Source organism: Vreelandella vilamensis, assembly GCF_031451755.1.
Lineage (GTDB): Bacteria > Pseudomonadota > Gammaproteobacteria > Pseudomonadales > Halomonadaceae > Vreelandella > Vreelandella vilamensis.
The window spans coordinates 57,599-83,383 of the sequence record NZ_JARWAN010000007.1; the positions used below are offsets into that span (position 1 = coordinate 57,599).

Below are 25,785 nucleotides of genomic sequence, written 5' to 3' on the forward strand. Positions count from 1 at the left end.
AAGACACGTTTTCAAGCACCCCAATTGCATACGCCCGCAAAAAGGCGGGCGTATGGCAAAGCACACTATATGAACTAAATTGACATACCCTTTAGGAAGGTAGCAATAGCCGATTAGGCGACGATCCCGAGGGAAGCGTGAATCCGCTCACGGCGCGCACCAGTGTTTCGGCGGTGACGGAAAGCTGCTTCGCCACTTGGTGGGCTTCATCCACCGCTTCACGCGAGAGGTCTAACGCGTTGTCAATTTCGACTAACATCTCGGCGAATTGGCTCGCCTGATCATTGAGCGGCTGCATCATGTCACGCATCATCGCCACGGCGGCCACCGCAGGAAGGCGTTGCTCAGACGCCGAGAAAGCCATATCCAACTTACCGCTACCCGCTTCATGAGCAAAACGGGTAACGTGTAGCCCCTCTGACACCATCCGGGCCAGCACTTTGGCCAAATACCCCAGTATCACCACTTGTACCACCGCCCCACCATGCATGAGCAAACACGCCAGCAGTTCTGCGATACCGTGAACATCATCGCCCATGCCCATCATGCTGCTGTAGAGGTCGACATAACCTAAGTGCTGCAACCAGGTAAAGAGCGCATGATGCAGCGCAATCACCCCGCCGCCCATCACAATCACGCGCCAATCGCTATATAAAATCAGCGCTGACAGCAGAATGAAAATACTAAAGTGCGCTTGAACCCTACGACGATTCATTCACAAAATTGAATCGCAGAATGCGGCGGTTTTTTGTTCAACGTAAGTTAACGCCGGGCACGGCCATTCGATAGTCTTAGCCAATGACTTTGTTTGTTAACCCCTATTTATGCTAAAAGCGACACTCTTTCGAGCTACCACAGTGATTCAATGTTGATGAAAGCCGATACGCGTCAAACCGCCCTTTTAGTGGCGGTCGTTATTACGATGGCCCTAAGCAGCATCGCAGTAATGGCGGTGGGTGGCGCTGGGCTCATGGTCAGCATGGCGTTAAGCGCGGTCTTGCTCCTCCTGGGCAGCCTGGGGCTGGCCACGATCATGACAAAGCACACCATGACCAAGCACGTTATGAAAAAACATAACGCACGCACTCGCGAGTTATCCCTTGCTAAACGCCAGCTCAAAAGCCAAAACCGCCTGCAGGCATTGATTGCCCGAGGCACTGCTTACCGTCCCATTGTGGAGCAGATCTGCCAATACCTTGAGCAGCAAATTCCCGACGTACACGTCATTATATGGAGTGCCCGCACTGGCGATACAAACGGCGAACTCATCACCGTGAGCGCCCCCAACGCATTACACCAAAGCGCTGACCTGTGCACACAAATCAAAGCCCTCAGCCAGCGCGGGATTGATCCGTTTTATCCTGTATTCTCAGCGACGGACCTCGCCGATAACGGGGCTGAAACTCTGCTTTGCCAAACGCTTTACCAACAAGGTTATCAGTCAGCCTATTTAGTTCCCCTCGATGCCACCCGTCCCGACGAACTCGGTGCCCTGTTACTGGTTTGGCCATCGCCAGGCGCGCCGTCAGAGCCACAGCATCGAATTATCACCCATGCGGCACGCCTGACGAGGCTTGCATTGGAGCGGCATCAAAGCGAAGCGCAGCTGCATATTTTTGAGCGCAGCTTAGAGGCCAGTAGTAACGGCGTTTTGATTACCGATGCAAATCAAGCGGACATGCCTATTGTGTACGCCAACGCCGCGTTTACGCAGATGACGGGCTATACCTTAGAAGAGGTAAAAGGCCGGAATTGCCGATTTTTACAAGGGCCCGATACGCATCCAGAGCAAAGAGAGCAGATGCGCGGGGCGCTGAGTGAGGCGCGCGATATCAACCTGACATTGCGTAACTACGGCAAAAACGGTCAGTCTTTCTGGAACCAAGTGTTTATTTCGCCTGTGCGTGCCAACGATGGCCAGGTCACTCACTTTATCGGCATTTTGAATGACATCTCGGCGCGCAAAAACCACGAAAACCAACTTGCGTATCATGCCACGCATGATCCGCTGACAGGGTTAGGTAATCGCGCGCTGTTTGAAGATCATCTCCACCACGACGTCGAACTCGCTAAACGCCATCGGCAGCAAATTGCCGTGCTGTTTATCGATTTAGACGAATTCAAACCGATTAACGATACGCTCGGTCATGCAATAGGTGACCGTGTTTTGATCAACGTGGCAAAACGCCTTGAAACCACCATTCGCCCATCGGATACCTTGTGCCGTTTTGGCGGCGACGAATTTGTTTTGTTGTTACCTGATTTACTCAATCTAAAACAAGCCGAAGAGATCGGCGAGCGAGTGATTAAGGCTGTCGAACAGCCCTTCCGTATTGACGAGCATGAGCTGCATTTGTCGGCCAGCATTGGCATCGCCGTCAGTGACGATCAGCTAAACAACCCGAGCGAGCTTATCCAGCATGCCGATATGGCAATGTACAAAGCCAAAAAGCAGGGACGTAACTCGGTACAAGTCTTTACCCATGAGATCAACACCAAACTAACGCAACGACTAATGTTGCGTAACGACCTTCAAGACGCCATTACCCAAGAGCAATTAAACCTCTACTATCAACCGCTTATTCATCGAAATGGTGTGGTAAAAGGCTTTGAGGCGTTACTGCGATGGCAACATCCAGTCAAAGGTTTTATCTCGCCGGGGCGCTTTATCCCCCTGGCCGAACAGACAGGCCAAATTGTGGCCCTCGGGCAGTGGGTCATGAAGCGCGCTGCACGTGATTTACTCGCGCTTTCAGACTCGCTACCCCATGATTGCCTGATTTCCGTTAACTTATCGCCGCTGCAGTTTCACCGCGCGGATTTTCTACAAACCCTCGCCGAAACGCTGGAAGCCACCGACCTACCCGCCATCCGCTTAGAGCTTGAGCTTACCGAAGGTGTGCTGATGAACGACACCGAAGGCGCCATCGCCACACTCCATCGGCTACGTGAGATGGGCGTGCATGTGGCCATCGACGACTTCGGCACCGGTTTTTCAAGCCTTAGCTACCTACGCCACTTGCCGGTTGATACGCTAAAAATTGACCGCAGCTTTATTACCCACTTACCTGACAACCGCAAAGACACCGCCGTTGTCGGCGGCATCATTGACCTTGCCCACCACCTCGGTCTGACGGTAGTAGCGGAGGGCGTGGAAACACGGGAACAGCACCAAACGCTCGCCGCGCTCGATTGCGATGTGTTTCAAGGTTATCTTCTCGCCCACCCAATGCCTTACGGCTCGCTAGTAGATTGGTTGGAATCACGCAAGCTCGAGCCCGTATAACCCTAATACATTTAACCTATCTCAAGCATTGTGTAATTAAATGGTATTAAAGTTTGCCTTTTGTCACAAAAAAGCAATATCTTTAGCGCCACTTAATTAGACAATAATAAACCTCCCCTGAAAAATCCTTGTACCAAATAGGAAACTACCATGCGCGATAATGGAGCGGTGACCCAGCGGGAGTACGTCCTGGACGACAGCGACGTCTTGATTTCAAAAACCGATAGCCAAAGCCATATTTTTTACGCCAACCAGGCGTTTATCGATGTCAGCGGCTTTAGCTACGACGAACTTTATCATTCGCCTCACAATATTGTTCGTCACCCGGACATGCCGGAAGTGGTGTTCAAGGATATGTGGGACGACTTACAAGCCGGAAAATACTGGTCAGGTCTGGTTAAAAACCGGCGCAAAAACGGGGACCACTATTGGGTGCGGGCTAACGTCGTTCCCATTCGCGATGGAAAAAAAGTCACCGGCTTTTGCTCCATTCGCATCAAGCCCAGCAGTCAAGAAGTCGCCTATGCCGAAGACGTCTATCGCGATATTCGCGAGCAGGGCGGACGCTTTGTGGTCAAACACGGTGTCGCTTACCGCCGCTCGCTGCGCCGGTTAATACCGCTAAATTTCAAAAGCATGCGCGTGAAATCCACGCTTTCGGCGCTAGTCGGGGTTGGTCTTTTTGGTGGTTTAGGCATCGCCGCTTCTATCACGCTCTCTCACCTTGCACCGCAAAGCAGCGCGGACATGGCATTCCTTGGTATCGGCGTGGTGGGGGGCTTAGCCGTTGGCGCGTGGCAACTCTATAGCGGCTTGCGCAACCGGCGCTTTTTCTACAGCACCAACGATTTTGCGCTACAGCTAGCCGCTGGCAACTTAGAGGCCGACATCCCCACCATGGGCAAAAGGGAAATGGACAACACCCTAGCCACCATGGATTTTACCCGGCGCTCACTTGAAGCGCTGATTGGCGATCTCAATGCACGTGTTGAAAACGTCCGCCCGGCCGTGGAAAGCCTCTCGAAAGGCAACGATGCCATGGCCGCCCGCCTTGAACAGCAGGCATCCGCCGTGCAGCAAACGGCAGCAAGCGCCGAAGAAATTTCTTCTACCGTAGCGCAAAGTGCTGATAACGCGACTCAGGCCAGCAATGCCTCGGTGGGTAACGTAAACGAAGTCGACCGTACCAGCGACGTGATGGGCAATCTCGCGCACGCCATGGAAGACATCACCCAGCACGCCAACAATATGGCCGGTATTGTCAAAACGATCGACACCATCGCGTTTCAAACCAATATTTTGGCGCTTAACGCCTCGGTTGAAGCGGCCCGCGCCGGCGAGCATGGCCGTGGCTTTGCCGTGGTAGCAGAAGAAGTGCGCAAACTTGCCAGCCAATCCGCCGATGCGGCGAAGCAGGTGCAGGGGCTGATTGATAAAGCACGCAATAGCATTCACGGTGGCCAGGCACATGCCCATGAAGCCACCGATGCCATGGAAAAAATTCGTTCAGCGAGCCACCGGGTTAATGACTTAATGGGGGAGATTACCGCGGCGACTCACGAGCAAAGCCAAGGCATTAGTCAAATTAGCAGCGCCATTAACGACATCGACCACAGCACGCAGTCCAGCGCTGCCAGTATGGGCACCTACCAAGAGGCCACTAACGAGCTTGCCGAACAAATCCGTGGGCTTTCACATAGCGCCATGGCGTTTCTCAATGAACGAGAGCGCCATGCCTATGGGAAAGCATTGCCTAGCGCCAATACTCAGGCCTCGCTTTCGAGGGGTAAGGCGACTCAGCAGCGACCCAATGTAATAACCAGCTCCTCTTCTCGCAAAGCGCCTCAATCACATCGTTTAGGCCGAGACGCCCCCGAAGACGAATGGGCCGAGTTTTAAGCCGTCAATCGTGACCTGTTCAAATTCGACTACGCGAGTCAGCTGTATTGAATCGCATTGCCTCGATTTTGACCGTTTAGCTTCATGACAAAGAAAACGCTTCGTGGCGCTATAGCGCCACGAAGCGTTTCATATGTGCCTTTTTTTAATAGGTGCTAAGGGATTGTGAAGATGCCCAGCGCCACTTTCCCTGCGAATGAAGAACAACGTCTTGCGGTGCTTCACACGCTCGATATTCTCAACGACGACAAAGCCCCCAACCTCGACCATATTACCGAGCTTGCACAGGACACTTTTGCCGTTCCCATCGCCAATAATCCGCTGGTAACAGGCGAGCCCCACCTCCGCTTTGCTGCGAGCACCTGCTGGCGTTGGTTAACGACGCACTGGATATTTTGCGTTTGGAAGTGAATGCCCCCGTCAAGACCGAACCTTTGTCTGTGGTGGCAATTATTAACGAAGCGATCGATTCATTCAGCGCGGGTATCGAAGCACGGGGGCTACTGTGTTTTTTTGCCTCGCTAAACGATGCCGACTGCCACGTGATGACCGACCCCACTCGGCTGCGACAAGTGCTTTATAGCCTTACTTCCAATGCGATTAAATACTACCGTCCCGTTTTGGCTTACCAATCACCAAAGAGGTTGTCGCCAAAATGGCAGGAGAGATGGGAGTAGAGAGCGAACCAGGTAAAGGAAGCTGTTTTGGTTTAGCGATTTGCATCAGCTAATAGCCCCGCAAATGAATGGATGACGACTTCGCGGTTGGCAAGTGTTGCGATATGGTCCTTCTTTAACCGGCGCAGGTGACGATTGACGGTTTCGGGGGCGAGATCAAGATAGCTTGCAATCTCAATTTGCGACAATGGCAAAGCAAAGCGGTCGGCCGCTTTGCCGTGGCCTTTCAACCGTCTCGATAGATCAAGCAGAAAGCTTGCCAGTTTATTGGCGGCGCTGCGCCCATAGATTAACTCAAAACGACGCTGACGCTGACGCAACTGACGCGCCGTTTTTAGCAGTAAGGCCTTTTGCACACTGTGATGGCGAAGCCCAAATAACGTGAGCTTGCCGTAAGGAATGCGGCAAATGAAGGTTTTATCAGCCGCCACAAGCGTATTCGTCACGTGAGTGTCGCCAATCGCCTCAAGGCCGACCACTTCGCCAGGCAAATAAATATCCAAAAGCTGATAAGGTCGCCCCGAGTCAGCACACGCTACCTGTTTAATAAGCCCGGAGCGCGCCATCAACAACGTGCGGAAAGTCTCTCCCGCTTGCACAATCACACTGTCGTGTTCAAACGGCAACGGCCGCTCAATTAGTTGATCAAACGACTCTAGCGCCTGACGCGGCAGTCCTGAGGGAAAACAAAACGCCCGCTGGCCGCAAAAATGACAGCTCACATGCGGTACTTGATAGCTATCTGTGCTGTTCACGCTGACGTGTTCCCCTGGCGCTGGATGCGAACTGCACCCACTAACGGTATATACTTGGTAGCCCCGATACATCTCTACTACGAAATAGAGCAGTTTTATTATGATGGCACTAACACAATAGCACTAACCCTAAAGAACTAGACTGACAGAACGCAAGATACAGCGCTAACTTCATAGCTTTATCGCCTGATCAAGGGCATAAAGCAGCGCAAAGGGGGCATGCTACATCGGCAGGATGGCAATAATGTGCTCTTCAAGCTTATTTTCTGGCACGCTATCCTGCGACACGGCAAAACCACGTACGCTAATACCTTTACGGTGAACGCGCTCGGCATCATTGCTCAGTAGCGGATGCCACCCCGCCAATTTGCGCCCTTCCGCCACGCGCCGATACGCACAGCTTTGTGGCAGCCAAGTAAACTCTTTGACCAGCGCCGGTGTCAGCTGGGTGCAATCGGGTACGCTATCAAAGCGATTTTCATAATCACTGCATTGGCAACTTTGGGTATCGAGCAAGCGGCAAGCCACGTTCAGAACGGCAAGCTCCCGCGTATCTTCATCATGCAGTTTAAGAAGACAGCACTGGCCACAGCCGTCGCAGAGCGCTTCCCACTCCTCAGCCGTGAGCTCCTCAAGCGTGTAGCGTTCCCAGAACCGTTCTCTCATGTTATCTCTCGCATGCCATCTCCCACGTGCTCTGTCTCACGTGCTATTTCCCTCGTACATTACGCCCGAGGATTAATAGCGTGCCTCTGTCGGCGTCTTGTAAAGATCGAGTAAGTACTCTTCTTTGGCGGGCGGCATCTGAAAATAGAAGCCCTGCTCGCGAATCGCCGCCATGACATCAGCCGCTTTCACGCGCGCCAGCGGCTTATCGGGGGTGAGCATCATCGTCATCACCGGCACCGGTTTACCAAACCGCTCCATAAGCACGTCGGGCACATCGGCAACGCCGTTGCGCTTTTCAACATACAGATACATCTCTTCTTTGCGAGGGCTTTTGAAAACTTCGCAAATTAGACGATCAGGCGCGTTATTAGTCATCAGTCTTTTCCTGCAAAACGTGTTCTGGCAAAACCTGTTCTTGTGAAACCTGTTCTTGTGAAACATAGTCTTGTAAAACATGGTTGAGCGACGGATTAAGGCATTCGCCGCGCCATCCAACAGGCATTGTCAGCGCCTCATGCGCCAGCGATTGCATGACCAGCTGCTCAATATCGCGGCGCCGCATCAGCATTTCGGGCGCCACACCCAGCGCATTCGCTTGCGCGGTAATGGCCTTTTTAAGCGCCTTAAAAAGTGGCTTAAACGGTGGCCGAGCAGGGTCTGGCCACGCCGCCGGGAGTGCGTCATCAGGGCAAGCATGGGCTTGTTTCACTAATGCTAATAGCTTATCGCCCTCTTTTTTCACCAGCGGCGGTTTAACGCCTTCGAGTTTCGCCAACTCGAAACGGTTTTTGGGCATCGCTTCAGCAATGGCAAACAGCACTTTGTCGCTCACCAGCCAGTTTCGGGGCAAATTGCGTTGACGCGTTTCGCCTTCGCGCCACGTTGTCATCAGACGGTAGGCCTCTATCTGGCGCGGAGTTAACCGCCACAGGTTGCGCTGACGAGTAAACCACTGATCGGCACTGTCTATTTGGGCTTGGTCCACCAGGGCCTGGCACTCCTGCTCTACCCAACGCAACCGGCCAAGGTCGTGGAGCTTTTGCGCTTGCTGCGACCACACCTTGAGCAGATAGATCACATCCAGCGCGGCATAACGGCACTGGGCTTCACTCAAGGGGCGCTCTAGCCAGTCGGAGCGGGTCTCTTCTTTGGGCAATGTTTCGCCCGTCCAATACTCCACTAACTTCTGATACCCCATGCCGGGGTTCTCGGAAAGAAAACCTTGAGCAACCTGCGTATCGATCAGCGGCGTCGGTAATACGCCAGCCCAGCGCTGAAAAACATCCAAATCCTCGCTGCTCGCGTGAAGCAGCTTGGTGGGACCACTTTCCAACAGCGCCTTAAACGCTGGCGTGCAGTCGGTGGCGAGCGGGTCGATAAGATAGGCCGTTTCATCGCAGGCAAACTGAATCAGCGCCGGTACCGGGTAGAAAGAGTTCTCGCGAAAAAATTCGGTATCCAACGCGATCACGTCGGCACCTGCCATCTTATCGCAAGCAGCATCTAACGCTTGCGGCGTATCAATCCAGTGATAAATAGGAGAGGCAATAGACAAAAGCAGAGTTCCAAATGGTTGTACTGACTGGCACGAATCGGGGGCGAGAAGTGATTATTCGCTGGAAAAAGGCAGCCGGCCGTTGAAAGCGCGACTTAACGTGCCGCCATCGACGTACTCAAGCTCGCCGCCCATGGGTACGCCATAAGCTAAGCGCGAAAAACGCACGCCGTAATCGTTAAGTTGCGTGGCGATATAATGCGCGGTGGCCTCCCCTTCTACGGTAGGGTTGGTCGCCAACACGATTTCTTGGATCACCCCTTGCGCTACCAGGGCTTCCAATTGCTCTAAGCCGATGGCATCAGGTCCGACGCCGTCAATGGGCGAGAGATGACCATGAAGAACAAAATAGCGCCCATGAAAACCGCCTGCTTCTTCAATGGCCAGCTGGTCGGCAGGCGATTCCACAACACACAACAGCGCGTCATCACGGCGGGGGCTTTCGCATAGAGCGCAAAGCTCAGCTTCGGTTAATGTACGACAGCGCTGACAGTAGCCAACCTCATCGATGGCCTGCGCGATAGTCGCCGCTAGCCGCTTTCCGCCGTCACGCTCGCGCTCTAGCAAATGCATGGCCATGCGCTGAGCCGTTTTCGGCCCAACGCCTGGAAGCACGCGAAACGCTTCCATTAGCTGCTCGACAAGGGGGGAAAAACGCATCGCTTAAAACGGCATTTTGAAGCCCGGCGGCAGGTCCAGCCCCGAGGTCGCTTCTTCCATTTTCTGCTTGGAGCTAACTTCCACTTTACGCACCGCATCATTCACCGCCGCGGCGAGAAGGTCTTCAAGCAGTTCCTTGTCTTCTTCCATGACGCTTGCATCAATATCGACATCAATCACATCGTGGCGCCCGTTCATGGTCACTTTCACCATACCGGCGCCCGCCTCGCCCAATACTTCAGCGTTGGCGACTTCTTCTTGGGCACGCTGCATTTTCTCTTGCATCTCTTGGGCCTGTTTCATCAGGTTGCCCATTCCACCTTTCATCATGGCGTTATCTCCATCTGCGTCGATCGATTAGTCAGTTGTAAAAGTATCAGTTGTAAAAACATCAGCTGTAAAAGCAAGAAGTGAAACTTGCACACCAAGCCTAAGCTCAACCTACGGTTCAACGCGACAAGTGCGCGGGTTTAATGCTTGATTCTATCAGTTTTGCCCCGAACGCTTGTTGAAGCTTTTGAATGTGAGGATCACGGCTTAAGGTATCAATCGCGTGAGCATGGCGCTCTTGAGCTTGCCGCTCTTCGCGCTGTTGTGGTGTTTCTTCGGATGTGTCTAACGCTTCGACGTGAAACGCCACCTGACGTTCAATCCCCTGAGCACTTAATGCCTTGGCAATTCGGGTTTGATGAATCTCTGCCTGCATCGCGGCTTGGCTCGGCGCCAAACGCAGCACCAATGTCTTGCCATCATCGCTTTCACACTGGCAGTTGGCGGCAAGGTTGCGTGTTAGCCCGCCTAAGCCTAGGGAATCAAACATGGCAAGCCACTTGTCGTGGTTCAACCGGCCAGAATCGCCTTGCTGCGACGGCTTGGCAGGCTCGGGGGGGGCGCTCGACACGATAGGCGGCGGCTCAGGCGGAGCTTCCCGTTCCGACGCGGTCGGCGGCTCGACTTGAGACTCAGGGACTGTCTCAGAGGCTGCCTCAGGGGCTGGCTCGGGTAACAGCGGCTCGGGTGGTGTAGACACCTCATCACCCCAGGGCGGCGGCTCAGATTGGTTTGGTGGCTCACTTGACGGCGGTGGCGCTTCAGTCGGCGCCGGGGCGGAGGCAGCGCTTTCGGCGGGTGCTTGCTGGGGCGATACTTCCTGCGGCTGCGGTGTTAGTGGCAGCGGCGTTTGCGGAGGCTTAGGCACGCCTTGGGGGCGAAACGCCAGCATACGCAGCAAGGTCATTTCTAACGCACTACGCAAATCAGGGGCGTGCACCATATCGCCACGCCCTTGAATACCGATCTGGTAATAGAGCTGCACGTCTTCGGCGGTAAAGCGTGAGGCTAGCGCGAGTACCGTCTCGCGATCACCGTGGCTATTATCCACCGCGTCAGGCACCATTTGCGCCACTGCAAGGCGATGCAAAATCGCCGTGATGTCATCTAACACAGCGGCAAAGTCCGGCCCCTGTTCGGCCAGTTGAGCGACCTCACTCAACAACCGCGCGACGTCCACCTCGGCCAACGCTTCAACTAACGCCAGCACATGACGGTGATCAAGCGTGCCGAGCATGGCCGCCACATCACCATGGCGGACTTCGCCCTGACCAAAGGCAATGGCCTGATCGGTCAGACTCATGGCATCGCGCATGGAGCCTTCTGCGGCTTTGCCAAGTAGCCACAGGGCGCTATCTTCAAACGCAACACCTTCCGCCGTGAGTACATGCTGCAAGTGTTCGACCACCCGCTCCGGCGGCATATGCTTCAGCGTAAATTGCAGGCAGCGCGACAATACGGTGGGCGGGAGTTTGTGCGGATCGGTCGTGGCCAGCAGGAACTTGACGTGAGGTGGCGGCTCTTCGAGGGTCTTCAGCAGCGCGTTGAAACTGCTGGTCGAGAGCATATGTACCTCGTCAATGAGATACACCTTGTAGCGCCCCTGCGTTGGGGCGTACTGAACGTTATCCAGAAGCTCACGGGTGTCTTCGACCTTGGTGCGCGACGCTGCATCAACTTCAATCAGGTCAACGAAGCGGCCCTCGTCAATGGCCCGGCAGCTATCGCACTCGCCGCAAGGGACCGAGGTCACACCTTCATCACCACGGCCATTCGCCGTGCAATTTAAGCACTTAGCCAGAATCCGCGCGAGAGTGGTTTTGCCCACGCCGCGAGTGCCGGTGAAGAGGTAGGCATGATGCAAACGGCCTTGGTCAAGCGCATTGACCAAGGCACGCTGCACATGGGCCTGACCCACAAGCTCGTGGAATGTGCGTGGCCGCCACTTACGGGCCAGAACCTGATAGCTCATTGAGCAGATATCCTTTGGCGGGCTGAAGTGCCTAATAGCAACGACATAAAAGCCGCCATTCTAGCGGCTGCACGTAAGCCCGCCAACCGCAGACGCGGAAGGCTTACGCCAAATTACGCATTATCGCTGTTTTCCGCGCTGTTCGCCCGCTCGCCGGCGGCTTTAACAAGCGTTGCCAGCTCACCGCTTTCGTGCATTTCCATCACGATATCGCAGCCGCCGACCAACTCACCTTCCACCCACAACTGCGGGAAGGTCGGCCAGTTAGCCACTTTCGGCAGCTCAGCGCGAATATCGGGGTTATCCAATACGTTGACGAACGCGAAGCGCTCGCCGCAGTTCATTAGCGCTTGAACGGTCTGTGCCGAAAAGCCGCACTGAGGAAGCTGCGGCGTGCCTTTCATGTAAATTAAAATCGGGTTTTCGCTGATTTGCTGCTGAATGTTTTCTACCGTGGTGCTCATACCAACTCCTCGTTTTCTGACGGGTATGTGACGGACAGCCTAATACTAGACGACGTCACTAATACTTGACTGCGTTACTGGGCCTTAGCCTTGGTGGCTATTCTACGCATGCCATGCGCGTTGCGCATCCCCCAGTGCCTCGCTAGGATAGAGTTTTTGCGCGGAGAGTAACCATGGCGACACGCCATTTTCTGACCCTTTTGGACCTAACCCCCGACGAACTGAACTACCTCATTCAACGGGCCATCACCATCAAAAGTAACCTCAAGGCGCAAGGGCCAAGCTACACACCGCTTCCTAACCGCACCCTGGCGATGATTTTTGAGAAATCCTCCACGCGCACCCGAGTCTCATTTGAAACGGCGATGACACACTTTGGCGGCCACGCGCTGTTTCTCTCCCCGCGCGATACCCAGCTAGGCCGCGGCGAGCCCATTGGCGACACCGCTCGCGTATTGTCGGAAATGGTCGACGCCGTGATGATTCGCACCTTTTCCCACGCCGGTCTGGAAGAATTCGCCGCGGCAAGCAGCGTGCCCGTCATCAATGCGCTCACCGACGACTACCACCCCTGCCAACTGCTCGCCGATGTCATGACATGGACCGAGCTTCGCGGTAGCGTTAAAGACCGCACGGCAGTGTGGATCGGCGATGGCAACAACATGTGCCATTCTTGGATCAATGCGGCCCGCCAGTTTGATTTCAACCTGCGGATTTGTTGTCCGAAAGGCTATGAACCCAACGCTAACATGATGGCCGTCGCCGGCAACCGGGTCACACTGACACACGACCCGCAAGACGCGGTTAAGAACGTCGACCTGATAACTACCGACGTGTGGGCCTCGATGGGACAAGAAGAAGAGCAAGCTAAGCGAGAAGCCGACTTTGCCGGATTTCAAGTTACCGAGGCAATGCTCGACCAGGCCAAAGAAGATGCCTTATTTCTCCACTGCCTACCGGCTCACCGCGGTGAAGAAATCAGCACCACGCTACTTGACGACCCGCGCGCAGTGGTCTGGCAGGAAGCCGGCAACCGTCTCCACGCGCAAAAAGCGTTGATTGAGTTTTTGCTGCTCGGCAAGGTGAACTAAAAAAGCGTGCGTAAAAAAACCGCCCGACATCACAGTGGATATCGGGCGGTTAAATATTTGGTGGAGCCTAGCGGGATCGAACCGCTGACCTCGACACTGCCAGTGTCGCGCTCTCCCAGCTGAGCTAAGGCCCCTAATAACATGGCTACTTCAAGTAGCGGCCTGGATGGTACGTCGCCAATTGAGCCTGGTCAAGTTTTTCGCGTTATGGCCTTAATGCTAATTCCTCTTTGCTAGACCGTGTGCCAGTATTTTAACGCACTAACGCCTCAGCCAAATGCAGGAGTCTCCCGTGATCAACGTTCTAATCGCCGATGATCATCACTTGGTCAGAACCAGTATTGCTCACCTGCTTAATCAAGAGAGCGATATCCATATTGTTGGCGAAGCCGACGATGGCGAAAGTGCTGTCGCCCAAAGTCGTCGGTTAAGACCTGACATCGTGCTGATGGATATCCGCATGCCCGGCATTGGCGGTCTAGAAGCCACGCGGCGACTTCATCGCGGGATGGAAGACATTCGCATACTGATATTGACCGCCCACATGGAAGATAACGTTGCGCGGAAAATGCTCGAAGCAGGCGCCACCGGCTTTTTAAGTAAGGGCGCTGAACCTACTGAAATGATCGATGCCATCCGGCAAGTCTTTCACGGTAACCGCTATATTAGCCAAGAGATCGCTCAACGCCTCGCCCTGTCAAATTTTACCCATAAAGATAATCCGTTCGCCCCGCTTTCACACCGCGAACTACAAATCGCGTTAATGATTGTTAACTGTCAACGCGTTCAAGATATCTCTGACCGTCTGCACCTAAGCCCCAAAACGGTCAATACTTACCGCTACCGCCTGTTTGATAAGCTCAGGGTGGGCACCGATGTGGAACTGACGCATCTCGCGTTACGCCACGGCTTGGTTGAAGGCTTTGAGACCGCCGAAGCGTGACCTAAAAACCTGTTAAACTGCTGCCGAGGTGACACACCTAGACAGCAGGAACGGGCGATAAATGAGCTTCAATGCTAAACAATTTTTAACCACGGTAAGCGCCTCTCCCGGGGTTTACCGCATGCTTGATGAGAGCGGCAACACCCTTTACGTAGGTAAGGCGAAGCGTTTAAACGCACGCCTTTCAAGCTATTTTCGCGGCAGTTTAAATGCCAAAACGCAGGCCATGGTAAGCCGCATTGCGGATATCCAGCTGACCGTCACGCGCAGCGAAACCGAGGCACTACTGCTTGAACAAACGCTGATCAAAGAGCTACGCCCCCCCTATAATATCCTGCTGCGCGACGACAAATCCTACCCGTTCATTTTTGTCAGCGACCGCCATTCTTACCCCGCGTTGGAGTACAAGCGCGTTCGTCAGCGCCGAAACGATGGCCGCTATTTAGGGCCTTACCCTAGCAGCGGTGCCGTGCGTGAAAGTTTAGCGCTAATGCAGAAAATTTTTCGCATCCGCAATTGTGAGGATAGTGTCTTCGCCCACCGCTCACGACCTTGCCTGCAGTACCAAATCGAGCGTTGCAGCGCCCCGTGCGTTGGGTATATTTCTGAGCAAGAATATCGCCGTGACGTCGAGCACGCCGTCATGTGCCTAGAAGGCAAAAGCGAAAACGTCACCCAAGCATTAAACGATGCCATGGAAACCGCTAGCCAAGCGCTAGATTTTGAGGAAGCGGCGCGCCTTCGCGACCAAGTGCAGCACCTTCGTCAGCTACAGCAGCGTCAGTTCGTGGATAACGAGCGTGGAGAAGCCGATATTTTTGCCCTTGCCCAGCGCCCCGGTGGGTTGGCTATTTCTATCCTGAGCGTACGCGATGGCCGTATGCTGGGTGCTCGCCACCACACTCCCAAAAACGACTTAGATTTTGCCCCTTCTACGCTATTAACCGAAGTGGTCAGCCAATACTATTTAGGTCAACCCCACGAAGTACCGGCTGAGGTCATTACCAGCCTAGCGCTGGATAATAGCGAGCTACTTGCCGATGTCCTTTCTCAGCAAGCGGGCAAACGCGTTCGCGTCACCCACCAGGTGCGCGGCCACCGCGCTCAATGGCAACAATTGGCCATCACCAACGCCGAGCAACAGTTAGCGTCCAAGCTTGCCAGCCATCAGCAAATGAGCGAGCGCTTCCAAGCACTGCAACAAGCGCTTGGGTTAGCACAATTGCCAAAGCGTCTTGAGTGTTTTGATATTAGCCATAGCCACGGTGAAGCTACCGTGGCGTCTTGCGTGGTGTTTGACCAAAATGGCCCGCGTAAAAGTGATTACCGCCATTTTAAAATTGAAGACGTTGCCGCCGGCGATGACTACGCCGCCATGGAGCAAGCCCTTACGCGCCGGTTGAAGCGGGTAAAAAGCGGTGAAACGGTTCCGCCTGACATTCTGATCGTTGACGGCGGCAAGGGGCAGCTAAACATGGCACGTGGCGTGCTTGAGCATTTGGGACTACCCAACATTACCCTGCTGGGGGTCGCCAAGGGCAGCACACGTAAGGCAGGGTTAGAAACTCTATTTCTCTCAACACCCGAACACCCGTTAGCCCTCGACTCCACTTCGGCTGCCCTGCACTTGATCCAGCATATCCGCGATGAATCGCACCGTTTTGCCATTGCTGGCCACCGTGCTCAGCGCGATAAGGCACGCCGCACATCGACTTTGCAAGAGATTGAAGGCATCGGCCCCAAACGGCGGCGCGAGCTATTACGCTTTTTTGGCGGTTTACAAGGCGTGCAAAAAGCCAGCCGTGCAGAACTTGCTCGCGTACCTGGGATCAGTGAAGCCTTGGCAAAGACGATTTATCAGGCGCTACACGGTTAATGTACCACCTTGTTGACGTACTACATTATTAACTTACTACATGATTAAAGTGCTAATGAGCATGGATGCTATTGCTTATGGGGGATAGAATAGCCCCTAACCGCTCTTCTTTTTTGTCTTTGGCAAGGATCGCACCCTGCGATGAATATACCCAACATCCTTACACTCATCAGAATCGCTTTTATTCCGCTTCTGGTTGCCCTCTTTTACCTACCCTTTAGCTGGAGTATGCCGCTTGCTGCCGTTTTTTTTGCGCTCGCGTCAATAACCGACTGGCTAGATGGCTATCTTGCTAGGCGCTGGGACCAGTCGACCCCGTTTGGTGCTTTTCTTGATCCTGTTGCCGATAAGCTGATGGTCGCTATCGCACTGGCCTTATTAATTGAGCGCTTTGATACTTGGTTCCTAACCCTACCCGCACTGGTGATTATCGGTCGCGAAATTGTGATTTCAGCACTGCGTGAATGGATGGCCGAAATGGGCAAACGCGCCTCAGTTGCGGTTTCTTGGATAGGCAAACTCAAAACCACCTTACAGATGGTGGCCATCTTGATCTTGATCGCCTTCCCGCCGGGACATACGTTTGCTTTTGTGGGTGTTGCCACGCTCTTTGTTGCGGCTGCACTGACGCTTTGGTCAATGATTCAATACCTTAGGGCCGCTTGGCCGCATTTGAGTCGTTCAATGTGAGGTCATATTAAGCCGCTTGGAAACGTACCAGAAACGCGATTAAGTCATTGACAAGGCAGGAGCAACGCGTATAATTCGCTCCCACGTCAAGCGGGAATAGCTCAGCGGTAGAGCATCGCCTTGCCAAGGCGAGGGTCGGGAGTTCGAATCTCCTTTCCCGCTCCATTGACGTTGAGGCTGGATGGCAGAGTGGTTATGCAGCGGACTGCAACTCCGTGTACGCCGGTTCGATTCCGACTCCAGCCTCCATTTTGTTTTGTGCAACGACCCTCTCGCTGCACCGCCCGGATGGCGAAATTGGTAGACGCAAGAGACTTAAAATCTCTCGGGGGAAACCCCGTGCCGGTTCAAGTCCGGCTCCGGGCACCATGAAACTTCCCACCTGTATTGCGCCTTCTTGCATTGCTGCGTTATCGCCTTATTCTTTAACCCTACTGTGCATGATCATAAATCGGGCGTAATAAGGAGCGGTCTCATGAGCGCGTCTCAATCCGATGTTTTAATTATTGGCGGCGGCGTCGCCGGCCTGACCTTAGCACTAACCCTCGCAGAACGCTTCCACGTTGTGCTCGTTCGCCCCGCACAAGATGACCAAGGCGCCAGCCGATGGGCTCAAGGGGGAATTGCTGCCGTACTCTCCCCAGACGATAACCTTGAGGCCCACGTCCAAGATACGCTTATTGCCGGTGATGGCCTGTGTGATGAACGCGCCGTGCGCTTCACCGTAGAAAACGGCCCGGCGGCGATACAGTGGTTGATCGACAACGGCGTGCCGTTTACCCCCGACACTGCCCCCGATGCACGTTATGCCTACCACTTAACTCGCGAAGGCGGGCACAACGCGCGACGTATCATTCACGCGGACGACGCCACTGGTAAAGCTGTTATCGACACGCTAAACCGCCAGGCGTCAGCGCACCCTCGTATCACTCAACGTGATGATGTGTCCGTTGTTGACCTGTTGACCGATGATAACGGCGCTTGCTGTGGCGCCCATGCCATCGATACCAGTGGTAAAGTCCACATATTATTGGCAAACCACACAGCCCTCGCGACCGGCGGCGCCAGCGGGCTTTATCAACATACCACCACACCGGCTCCCAGCACCGGCGAAGGAATGATGATGGCAGCCTCGCTAGGGGCGACGCTGATGAATCTTGAGTTTCAACAGTTTCACCCCACCTGCCTGTATGACCCTGAAGGGCCTGCATTTCTCATTAGTGAAGCGGTAAGAGGCGAAGGCGGTCAGCTTTTGAACGAGGCTGGCGAGCGCTTTATGCCTACCGTCGATGCTCGCGCCGAGCTTGCGCCCCGCGATATTGTGGCACGTGCCATTGACGCCGAAATCCAGCGAGGCTCGCGCGGCCATGTTTGGTTAGATATACGCCATTTGGGCGCTGAGGCTATCCGCCACCACTTCCCGACGATCTTCGCTCACTGTGCATCTCGTAGTATCGACATTACCCGCGAGCCCATTCCCGTTGTACCCGCGGCACACTATAGCTGTGGTGGTGTTGCAACCGATTTGTACGGCAGCACAAGCGTGGCAGGATTGTATGCAATTGGCGAAGTGGCCTGCACAGGGCTTCACGGCGCCAACCGTATGGCGAGCAACTCTCTTTTAGAGTGTTTGGTTTTTGCCCGAAGTTGTGCCGAAAGCTTACTGGCTACGCCTGACAATTCCACTCTACAGACCTTAACGAGCCCTAACGTCACTCAACTCAATGCCAGTATCCCCCTCGATCGCACGATTTTAGCTGAGCTGCGGGCAGCAATGCGTGCCACCATGAGCCAGCATGTCGCCATTGTTCGGCATGTTAAAGGCTTGGAAATCGCGTCGCCTCGGCTTGCAACGCTTGAGGCGCGATTACTCGCGTTAGACCCTGACGGGTTACACCCAGAAATTCGTCGCCTTCTGCATAGCATTAGGCTCGCACGGCTGACGGTATTGGCCGCTCAGCAGCGCCATGAATCGCGGGGGTTGCACTACTCGCCTGACTGGCCTCATCACGCTCAAGCGCCGCACCCTTCCCGACTAACGCTGAGGGATATACAGCAATAAGCGACGAAGCTGGCGTTGAGCGTCGACAGGCGCGCTATCCGGCCATAGCCACAGACGTTCTCCGCCCACGTTAAGGCGCAAAAGCCGTGGCCCGAGGTAGTCGCAGCGCAACGTCCGTGTATGACTCACTTCGCCACTGGCATATATCCAGTGACTTTGCACACTGCCTTCATGCTCGACAACCCAAAGCGTACGTATTAACGGCTGGCGCCAGCGCCAACCACAAAGCACGCGCCAGCCCCAAAAAACTAGCACCAAGCTTGCCGCGCCTAACACTGCGACAAACTCTAAGTGCCATACGGCCAGCACAATACCACTGGCACACAGTCCTACGTCGCTTGCTCGTTGCCAATTAGAGGGTGCGATAGGCAGAATTATCGGTGGATTCGGCATGTTCGACAATCATCTTCACGATACGCCTAAGCGTTGTATTAGCTGGCCATTCACGGCGCATTAACCAAGCAAACAAATCCTGATCTTCTTCTTCGATCAACTGTTGAAACGCGAGCTGATCTTCCGCACTTAGGCTGTCGTAACACTGTTGCAGAAAAGGAATTAGCAGCAGGTCCAGCTCCCACATGCCACGACGGGAGTGCCAATAAAGCCTCTTACGTAAAATCGCTTCGGGTGATGTGTCGTCGCTCAACTTAAGCCCCACTGCGTTAAATAAATGTACGGTTAGTATACCTGAGCATGAAAGTCGCGCCAGCCGCATTGCTCGCCTATGCTGTGAGTAGCATAACGACTTTCTCTAGTACCTTGTTTTATTTGGCTTGTTTGTTTTACCTGAATTGTTTTATGGCGTCCTGCGCAGTATGCTGAGCAACAAAATAAAGATCGCGACGCGCGCCACGGCTTATCACGTTCGCATGGAGCTAACCGATGACTAAATCTGAACTGATCGAACAAATTGCAATGCGTCAGCCGGAGCTATCCGCTAAAGAAGTTGAAACCGCCGTTCGCCTCATACTTGACGATATCACCGACACCCTTTCCAGTGGTGGACGCGTTGAGATTCGCGGTTTTGGTAGCTTTTCGCTGCATTTTCGCGAACCACGGACAGGTCGAAACCCCAAGACCGGCGAAGCGGTGGCATTAGATGGCAAATACGTACCGCACTTTAAACCCGGCAAGGAGCTGCGCGAACAAGTCGATGCTAGCCGTGCGCTAGGGTATTAATCCAGGCTCTTTGACCTTCTGCGTGGTGACGCGCAGCCAAGAGTCATACACAATAGACATATTGCAAACGTCACAGACTAGGAAACTCACATGCGTTGGATCAAAGGGCTTATTTTAGCCGTCATTTTGCTTGTGGTGCTGTTGGTTGGCATCCTCTTTGCCGTTAACAACCAGCAGACTATTGGCTTAAACCTGATCTGGATTGAGCTACCCCCTGTTTCACTTTCCGTTTGGCTACTCGCAAGCCTGGCTAGCGGCGTCATTGTTGGCATGCTCGCGATGCTGGGGGTTTATGCTCGCCTAAAAGCGCGCCTGGCACGCGCACAGCGTCACAGCAAGCAGCAACAAAAAGAGCTTGATCGTCTTCGTACTCAGGAGCTTAAGGAACTGACCTAAATGATGGATGCCGTGCTGCTAGGCGTTTTGTTGGCAGCCGTTGCCATAGGCTATGGATTGGGCTATCGAAAAGCGCTGAAACGAACAAACCCAACGCCGCCGGCATCTCCCCCTACGCTTACGCGCGACTATTTCGTTGGGTTGAACTACCTGCTTAATGAGCAGCCTGACGAAGCTATTCATACGTTTATTCAAGCATTAGAAGTCAATAGCGAGAATATTGACACTCACATCGCGTTGGGCAAATTGTTTCGCACCCGTGGTGAAACCGATAAAGCGGTCCGCATTCATCAGAATTTATTGGCTCGCCCCGCGTTAACGGCACTGCAAAATGAGCAGGTCCAACTTGAACTTGCCCGGGACTTTATTTCGCTGGGTGTACATGATCGCGCGCAGCGACTACTAAGATCGGTGATCGACCAGACGCAGCAAGAGAATCACCGCCTTGTGGCCAAGCGGTTACTGGTTGATTTACTAGAACGTGAAAAAGCCTGGCAAGAAGCCCTTGATACCACCCTGCCCATGCTAAAGCTACAGCCTAAAATGCGCACTCCAGCAGCGCACTGGCTATGCGAAATGGCCCAAGAGGAGATAGACCAAGCTAGCCGCGCCCTGGCCAAACGCCATTTAAAAAAAGCCCTGCAGCTAGACGATCAATGCGTACGCGCCAACTTATTACTTGCCGAGTTGGAAATGGATAACGATCACTATCGCCAAGCGATAGCGCGGCTTAACGCCATTCCCCATCAATCACAAGCGCATATTCCAACCATGCTCCCTGCATTGAAGCGCGCTTACTGGCGATCCGGCGATACGGCTGGATTCGAACAACACTTGTTAACCCTGCTTGATCTAGCGCCACTTACCAGCGTTATTGTCAGTCTGAGTGAAGTCGTCCATCAGCGCGCGGGAGTCGAGCAGGCGATCGAGATTACCGGGGAGCATTTACACCACTCGCCCAGCTTAGGTGGGCTGGATCACCTGATTGATCTGTATATCGAAAGCCAGCAATTAAGCGGCCGCGAACAGCCGGATAGCCGCTTACTCCTGCTCAAGCACCATACCCAAGCATTATTAAAAAACCGTCCGCGCCACCGCTGCCAACACTGCGGCTTTAGCGCCGATACGTTGCATTGGCAGTGCCCTAGTTGCCGCCGCTGGGGCACGATAACCCCTATTATCGGCGTGGAAGGCGAATAGTCACGGAAGCAGTAAAACAACTAGTGCTCGGAAAGCTCGGCTTCGATAGCCGCCAATGCTTCCATCGGGTCTGGCGCTTCGGTCACTGGGCGCCCGATGACCAGGTGCGTACTGCCCGCCTGCATTGCGGCACAGGGCGTCATGATGCGCTCTTGATCATTTGCGGCAGCAAAACTTGGGCGAATCCCCGGGGTAACTTTCAAGAATCCTTTACCGCAACAGGCGTTTAGCGCTTTGGCTTCTTGCGCGGAACACACCACACCTTCCATGCCGCTGTCTTGCGCCAAGCGCGCCAAGCGCTCGACCTGCTCCACCGGCGATGCGGCAACGCCCACCTCGCTTAATTCCTCGGCGTTCATGCTTGTCAGTACCGTAACAGCAATCAGATGCGTTCGAAGGCGTTGAGCCTGCAAACGCTCGGCGGCGGCTTGCATCATTTTTCGCCCACCACTAGCGTGCACATTGACCATCCACACGCCCTGCTCCGCTGCTGCCTGTACAGCACTCGCCACGGTATTGGGGATATCGTGAAATTTAAGATCTAAAAACACCTCAAAGCCGCGCCCGTGTAACGCTTCAAGCACTGCTGGGCCACTGCGAGTAAATAGCTCTTTACCCACTTTCACACGACAGCGAGCCGGGTCGAGCTGGTCCGCCATGCACAACGCCGCATCAAGCGAGGGATAATCTAGCGCAATAATCAGGGGAGATTGAGATAGAAGAGTTTGAGAAAGAGGGGGTTGAGTTGCCACGCGAAGGCTCCATTGCAATGACGATTTCGACGCAGTATATCAGCCTCAACCTAGCTGTAATCCCTGCATTACAAACAATTAAGCGTTGGCTTACATCGCTTATCGCTAATAACTTACAGCAGCGTCGCCATATCCAGCTAAATTGAAAAAGCCAATACAATTACCACCTTTCACTGAGGGAATATTTTATGCACATTAAGGGATTACTCGCAGCACTTCTAATTAGCGTAAGCTTGGGCGTTTCGGGCAACGTTTTGGCCCAGCAAGTCGCGCCCATCAATGTTAATACCGCCGATGCGGAACTGCTCGCTGAGCTACCCGGTATTGGCCCCAGCCGGGCTGACGCCATCATTGAAGAGCGCGATACCAACGGCGAATTTAGCAGCGCCGACGATCTCACCCGTATCAATGGTATCGGCCCGGCGACGGTTGATCGCATCCGTGATCAGGTGGCGTTTTAATCCTTACGCTTAGATCATCCACTGCCGCATAAACGCTGGCACCGGCATATCAGCCAAGGTGTCGGCGTTTTGGCATTGCGCCAAAATAGCCTCACAGCGCTGCTTGGGGTAACGCGTGGCAAGATTTTGGGCAAACTTTTCCACTAGTAGTGGCAACCCCTCTTCGCGCCGGCGGCGATGCCCGACGGGGTACTCCACGACGACTTTATCGGTGGCGCTGCCATCGGTGAAAAACACCTGCACGGCATTAGCAATCGAGCGCTTTTCTGGGTCGTGGTACTCCTCAGAGTAACGCGGGTCTTCGATTACCTGCATTTTTTCTCTGAGCCGATCAATCTCCGGATGCGCGTCATGAAAGCCGTCTTCATAGTGGTCCGCTGTCAGTTCGCCAAAGATAAGCGGCACAGCCGTCATGTACTGTAAGCAGTGATCGCGATCAGCAGGGTTCGCAAGCTGACCCGTCTTGGAAATAATCCGAATTGCCGAATCGTGCGTGGTAATTTCCACCCGATCAATCTCATCAATGCGATTTTTGACCTCAGGATGCAACGTAATCGCTGCCTCACAGGCCGTCTGGGAGTGGAACTCGGCAGGAAAGGAAATCTTGAACAGAATGTTTTCCATCACGTAGCTACCGAACTCGCGCTGAAAACGGAAACGCCGTTCCTCTTCGGGTTTTATCGCCAGGTCTTTGTTGCTGTGGCTAAACAGCACGTCGTAAAAGCCCCACTGCGGTGCTGTCAGCGCACCGGGAATCCCCATTTCTCCGCGCATGGCGATATCCGCCAGGCGCACCGCTCGTGAGGTGGCATCACCGGCCGCCCAACTCTTGCGCGAACCGGCGTTAGGCGCATGGCGGTACGTGCGCAGGCTTTGGCCATCGACAAAAGCGTGAGACAGCGCCGAAAGAAGCTGCTCGCGGTTAGCGCCCATCATGTTGGCCACTACCGCGGTTGAGGCCACCTTGACCAACACCACGTGATCAAGCCCCACCCGGTTGAAGCTGTTCTCCAGCGCCAGCACGCCTTGAATTTCGTGCGCCATGATCATCGCATGGAGCACATCCTTCATGGTCAACGGGGCGTCACCGTTGGCAATACGCTGCTGGGAAAGGTGATCGGCGACAGCAAGAATCGCACCCAGGTTATCAGACGGGTGCCCCCACTCGGCGGCCAGCCAAGTGTCGTTGTAATCCAACCAGCGAACGATGGCGCCAATATCCCAGGCGGCTTTCACCGGGTCCAAGCGATAAGGCGTGCCGGGCACGTGCGCCCCGTGCGGCACGGTCGTGCCCTCCACTAGCGGCCCCAGGTGTTTGGTGCACTCGGGGAAGCGTAGCGCCAGCAGCCCGCAGCCCAACGTATCCATCAGGCAATAGCGGGCAGTATCTAACGCCTCGGGCGACGGCGAATCAAAGTTGAGGACGTAGTCAGCGATTTTTTGCAGCTCAACATCGTACTCAGGGCGTTCATTCACCTCGGACGTAGCGGTCATGACACGGCTCCTTGTTGTTGTCAGAAAAGTCGTTTGAGGAAACGTCGTTTGAAGAAAAATCGCCGGATTGAAACGGCTTTACGCTTTGACCTTCAGTATGGTGTCGCAATGCCTGAGACGCCAATATCCACCCGCTTTCAAGGCGATTACGCCATTAAAAGCTATCACCCGGCACGCGCACAGCCCCTTCCATCAGCACGCGAGCGCTTCGGCTCATGACCGCCTGATCGATATTCCAGCGACCCTCAATTAAGCTCGCCTCGGCGCCAACCTGTAAACTGCCGGAAGGGTGGCCAAACGTTACAGCGTGGCGCTTGCCACCACCTGCCGCCAAGTTAACCAATGTGCCTTCAATTGCCGCGGCGGCGCCGATAGCCACTGCGGCGGTGCCCATCATGGCGTGATGAAGCTTACCCATGGAGAGCGCACGTACCAGCAGGTCGACATCCTCGGCGTTGACGTCCTTGCCACTAGAAGCGGTGTAGCTTTTGGGCGGGGCGACAAACGCCACCTTGGGCGTGTGCTGGCGATTGGCCGCCTCCGCCACGTCGCTAATCAACCCCATCTTGAGCGCACCGTAGGCGCGAATGGTTTCAAACCGGGTCAACGCATCGAGGTCGCCGTTGATCGCCTCCTGCAGTTCCGCACCGGTGTAGCCGACATCTTCTGCGTTGACAAATACCGTGGGGATCCCGGCGTTGATCATCGTCGCTTTGAGCGTGCCAACGCCTGGCACCTCCAGATCATCGACCAAGTTGCCGGTAGGGAAAATCGCGCCTTCGCCATCGGCGGGGTCCATAAACGCCACCGGCACTTCCGCCGCGGGGAAGGTCACACCGTCGAGTTCGAAATCGCCGGTTTCCTGAACTTCGCCATTCGTAATCGGCACTTTGGCGACGATGGTCTTTTCGATATTGACCTGCCAAATACGCACTTCGACCACGCCGTTTTCCGGAATACGCGCCGGGTCCACCAAGCCATTACTCACCGCAAAAGGGCCAACAGCGGCGGATAAATTGCCGCAATTACCGCTCCAATCGACGAACGGTTTATCGATGGAGACCTGGCCGAACAGATAATCCACGTCGTGTTCCGGCGATTGACTCTTGGAGAGAATCACGGTTTTACTGGTGCTTGAGGTCGCCCCGCCCATGCCGTCGATCTGCTTTTGGTAAGGATCGGGGCTGCCGATCACGCGCAATAGCAACTTATCGCGCGCCTCACCCGGTTTTTGTGCGGCTTCTGGCAATTCGGTAAGGTTAAAAAAGACGCCTTTACTGGTGCCACCGCGCATATAAGTCGCGGGAATTTTAATTTGCGCAACGGAAGACATAAGAAACTCCAAGGCTAAATAGATAACAAACACCCGGCACG

26 protein-coding genes and 4 tRNA genes are annotated in these 25,785 nt (G+C 54.4%); 15 read left to right on the plus strand and 15 right to left on the minus strand.

The window, feature by feature from the left end; genetic code table 11:
- Nucleotides 1-91: 91 nt before the first annotated feature.
- Complete coding sequence (locus QC823_RS06135) at nucleotides 92-715, minus strand: hypothetical protein (protein WP_309655477.1); 624 nt, start codon at nucleotides 713-715, stop codon at nucleotides 92-94.
- Nucleotides 716-865: 150 nt separating this feature from the next.
- Between QC823_RS06135 and QC823_RS06140 the strand changes: the two genes are divergently transcribed.
- From QC823_RS06140 to QC823_RS06150, 3 genes are all read left to right on the plus strand, one after another.
- Nucleotides 866-3,286 (plus strand): putative bifunctional diguanylate cyclase/phosphodiesterase, encoded by a 2,421-nt coding sequence (locus tag QC823_RS06140; protein ID WP_309655478.1) that lies wholly within the window; start codon nucleotides 866-868, stop codon nucleotides 3,284-3,286.
- A gap of 150 nt (nucleotides 3,287-3,436) precedes the next feature.
- Complete coding sequence (locus tag QC823_RS06145) at nucleotides 3,437-5,185, plus strand: methyl-accepting chemotaxis protein (RefSeq protein WP_309655479.1); 1,749 nt, start codon at nucleotides 3,437-3,439, stop codon at nucleotides 5,183-5,185.
- 171 nt (nucleotides 5,186-5,356) lie between these two features.
- Nucleotides 5,357-5,596, plus strand: coding sequence for a hypothetical protein (locus QC823_RS06150; protein ID WP_309655480.1), 240 nt, complete (start codon nucleotides 5,357-5,359; stop codon nucleotides 5,594-5,596).
- A 298-nt stretch (nucleotides 5,597-5,894) separates the two neighbouring features.
- Here the strand turns inward: QC823_RS06150 and QC823_RS06155 are convergent, their stop codons facing one another.
- The 8 genes from QC823_RS06155 to grxD all read right to left on the minus strand — a co-directional run bounded on the left by QC823_RS06155 (nucleotide 5,895) and on the right by grxD (nucleotide 12,267).
- Nucleotides 5,895-6,617 (minus strand): Crp/Fnr family transcriptional regulator, encoded by a 723-nt coding sequence (locus QC823_RS06155; protein ID WP_309655481.1) that lies wholly within the window; start codon nucleotides 6,615-6,617, stop codon nucleotides 5,895-5,897.
- 222 nt (nucleotides 6,618-6,839) lie between these two features.
- The gene (locus QC823_RS06160; protein WP_309655482.1) at nucleotides 6,840-7,283 is read right to left on the minus strand and encodes a YcgN family cysteine cluster protein; all 444 of its coding nucleotides are present in this window, start codon (nucleotides 7,281-7,283) and stop codon (nucleotides 6,840-6,842) included.
- A 72-nt stretch (nucleotides 7,284-7,355) separates the two neighbouring features.
- Nucleotides 7,356-7,661 (minus strand): YcgL domain-containing protein, encoded by a 306-nt coding sequence (locus QC823_RS06165; protein WP_309655483.1) that lies wholly within the window; start codon nucleotides 7,659-7,661, stop codon nucleotides 7,356-7,358.
- Entirely contained in the window at nucleotides 7,654-8,847 is a 1,194-nt protein-coding gene (gene rnd, locus QC823_RS06170) for a ribonuclease D (protein ID WP_309655546.1), read from the minus strand. The genes QC823_RS06165 and rnd overlap by 8 nt, the downstream gene beginning before the upstream one ends.
- Nucleotides 8,848-8,895: 48 nt before the next feature.
- Complete coding sequence (gene recR / locus QC823_RS06175; protein WP_309655484.1) at nucleotides 8,896-9,501, minus strand: recombination mediator RecR; 606 nt, start codon at nucleotides 9,499-9,501, stop codon at nucleotides 8,896-8,898.
- Nucleotides 9,502-9,504: 3 nt separating this feature from the next.
- Complete coding sequence (locus QC823_RS06180) at nucleotides 9,505-9,831, minus strand: YbaB/EbfC family nucleoid-associated protein (protein WP_309655485.1); 327 nt, start codon at nucleotides 9,829-9,831, stop codon at nucleotides 9,505-9,507.
- A 118-nt stretch (nucleotides 9,832-9,949) separates the two neighbouring features.
- The gene (gene dnaX, locus QC823_RS06185) at nucleotides 9,950-11,803 is read right to left on the minus strand and encodes a DNA polymerase III subunit gamma/tau (protein WP_309655486.1); all 1,854 of its coding nucleotides are present in this window, start codon (nucleotides 11,801-11,803) and stop codon (nucleotides 9,950-9,952) included.
- Nucleotides 11,804-11,916: 113 nt separating this feature from the next.
- Nucleotides 11,917-12,267: a Grx4 family monothiol glutaredoxin gene (grxD, locus tag QC823_RS06190; RefSeq protein WP_309655487.1), complete on the minus strand. Its 351-nt coding sequence runs from the start codon at nucleotides 12,265-12,267 to the stop codon at nucleotides 11,917-11,919.
- A 173-nt stretch (nucleotides 12,268-12,440) separates the two neighbouring features.
- Between grxD and argF the strand changes: the two genes are divergently transcribed.
- Nucleotides 12,441-13,358 carry an ornithine carbamoyltransferase gene (argF, locus tag QC823_RS06195; protein WP_309655488.1) on the plus strand — a complete coding sequence of 306 codons (918 nt, stop codon included), beginning with the start codon at nucleotides 12,441-12,443 and terminating at the stop codon, nucleotides 13,356-13,358.
- Nucleotides 13,359-13,416: 58 nt separating this feature from the next.
- Here the strand turns inward: argF and QC823_RS06200 are convergent.
- A tRNA-Ala gene (locus tag QC823_RS06200) sits at nucleotides 13,417-13,492 on the minus strand.
- 158 nt (nucleotides 13,493-13,650) lie between these two features.
- On the opposite strand from QC823_RS06200, the gene uvrY reads away from it, so the two are divergent.
- The 7 genes from uvrY (at nucleotide 13,651) to nadB (ending at nucleotide 18,929) form a co-directional block, all read left to right on the plus strand.
- Nucleotides 13,651-14,301, plus strand: coding sequence for a UvrY/SirA/GacA family response regulator transcription factor (gene uvrY, locus QC823_RS06205; RefSeq protein ID WP_309655489.1), 651 nt, complete (start codon nucleotides 13,651-13,653; stop codon nucleotides 14,299-14,301).
- Between the two features lie 61 nt (nucleotides 14,302-14,362).
- On the plus strand, nucleotides 14,363-16,177 hold the full coding sequence (uvrC, locus tag QC823_RS06210) for an excinuclease ABC subunit UvrC (protein ID WP_309655490.1): 1,815 nt from the start codon (nucleotides 14,363-14,365) through the stop codon (nucleotides 16,175-16,177).
- Nucleotides 16,178-16,318: 141 nt separating this feature from the next.
- Complete coding sequence (pgsA, locus tag QC823_RS06215; protein ID WP_309655491.1) at nucleotides 16,319-16,867, plus strand: CDP-diacylglycerol--glycerol-3-phosphate 3-phosphatidyltransferase; 549 nt, start codon at nucleotides 16,319-16,321, stop codon at nucleotides 16,865-16,867.
- A 90-nt stretch (nucleotides 16,868-16,957) separates the two neighbouring features.
- Nucleotides 16,958-17,032, plus strand: a tRNA-Gly gene (locus QC823_RS06220).
- Nucleotides 17,033-17,042: 10 nt separating this feature from the next.
- Nucleotides 17,043-17,116 (plus strand) — tRNA-Cys (locus QC823_RS06225).
- Between the two features lie 33 nt (nucleotides 17,117-17,149).
- Nucleotides 17,150-17,236: transfer RNA gene (locus QC823_RS06230), tRNA-Leu, on the plus strand.
- A 106-nt stretch (nucleotides 17,237-17,342) separates the two neighbouring features.
- Nucleotides 17,343-18,929, plus strand: a complete 1,587-nt coding sequence (gene nadB / locus QC823_RS06235; RefSeq protein WP_309655492.1) for an L-aspartate oxidase — start codon at nucleotides 17,343-17,345, stop codon at nucleotides 18,927-18,929.
- Here the strand turns inward: nadB and QC823_RS06240 are convergent.
- Complete coding sequence (locus tag QC823_RS06240; RefSeq protein ID WP_309655493.1) at nucleotides 18,903-19,322, minus strand: hypothetical protein; 420 nt, start codon at nucleotides 19,320-19,322, stop codon at nucleotides 18,903-18,905. The two genes, nadB and QC823_RS06240, sit on opposite strands and share 27 nt — an antisense overlap.
- On the minus strand, nucleotides 19,282-19,575 hold the full coding sequence (locus QC823_RS06245; protein WP_309655494.1) for an FAD assembly factor SdhE: 294 nt from the start codon (nucleotides 19,573-19,575) through the stop codon (nucleotides 19,282-19,284). Before QC823_RS06245 ends, QC823_RS06240 begins: the two co-directional genes overlap by 41 nt.
- 236 nt (nucleotides 19,576-19,811) lie before the next feature.
- Between QC823_RS06245 and QC823_RS06250 the strand changes: the two genes are divergently transcribed.
- From QC823_RS06250 to lapB, 3 genes are all read left to right on the plus strand, one after another.
- The gene (locus QC823_RS06250; protein ID WP_179930287.1) at nucleotides 19,812-20,108 is read left to right on the plus strand and encodes an integration host factor subunit beta; all 297 of its coding nucleotides are present in this window, start codon (nucleotides 19,812-19,814) and stop codon (nucleotides 20,106-20,108) included.
- Between the two features lie 90 nt (nucleotides 20,109-20,198).
- On the plus strand, nucleotides 20,199-20,504 hold the full coding sequence (locus tag QC823_RS06255) for a LapA family protein (protein WP_309655495.1): 306 nt from the start codon (nucleotides 20,199-20,201) through the stop codon (nucleotides 20,502-20,504).
- A complete protein-coding gene (gene lapB / locus QC823_RS06260; protein ID WP_309655496.1) occupies nucleotides 20,505-21,704 on the plus strand; it encodes a lipopolysaccharide assembly protein LapB in 1,200 nt (399 codons plus the stop codon).
- A gap of 20 nt (nucleotides 21,705-21,724) precedes the next feature.
- Here lapB and pyrF read toward each other — a convergent pair whose 3' ends face one another.
- Entirely contained in the window at nucleotides 21,725-22,456 is a 732-nt protein-coding gene (gene pyrF, locus QC823_RS06265; RefSeq protein ID WP_309655497.1) for an orotidine-5'-phosphate decarboxylase, read from the minus strand.
- 188 nt (nucleotides 22,457-22,644) lie between these two features.
- Here pyrF and QC823_RS06270 point away from each other — a divergent pair, with 188 nt between their 5' ends.
- Nucleotides 22,645-22,917, plus strand: coding sequence for a ComEA family DNA-binding protein (locus tag QC823_RS06270; RefSeq protein WP_309655498.1), 273 nt, complete (start codon nucleotides 22,645-22,647; stop codon nucleotides 22,915-22,917).
- 9 nt (nucleotides 22,918-22,926) lie between these two features.
- Here the strand turns inward: QC823_RS06270 and QC823_RS06275 are convergent, their stop codons facing one another.
- Nucleotides 22,927-24,411 (minus strand): bifunctional 2-methylcitrate dehydratase/aconitate hydratase, encoded by a 1,485-nt coding sequence (locus QC823_RS06275; RefSeq protein ID WP_309655499.1) that lies wholly within the window; start codon nucleotides 24,409-24,411, stop codon nucleotides 22,927-22,929.
- Nucleotides 24,412-24,565: 154 nt separating this feature from the next.
- Nucleotides 24,566-25,744: a 2-methylaconitate cis-trans isomerase PrpF gene (prpF, locus tag QC823_RS06280; RefSeq protein ID WP_309655500.1), complete on the minus strand. Its 1,179-nt coding sequence runs from the start codon at nucleotides 25,742-25,744 to the stop codon at nucleotides 24,566-24,568.
- Nucleotides 25,745-25,785: the final 41 nt, after the last annotated feature.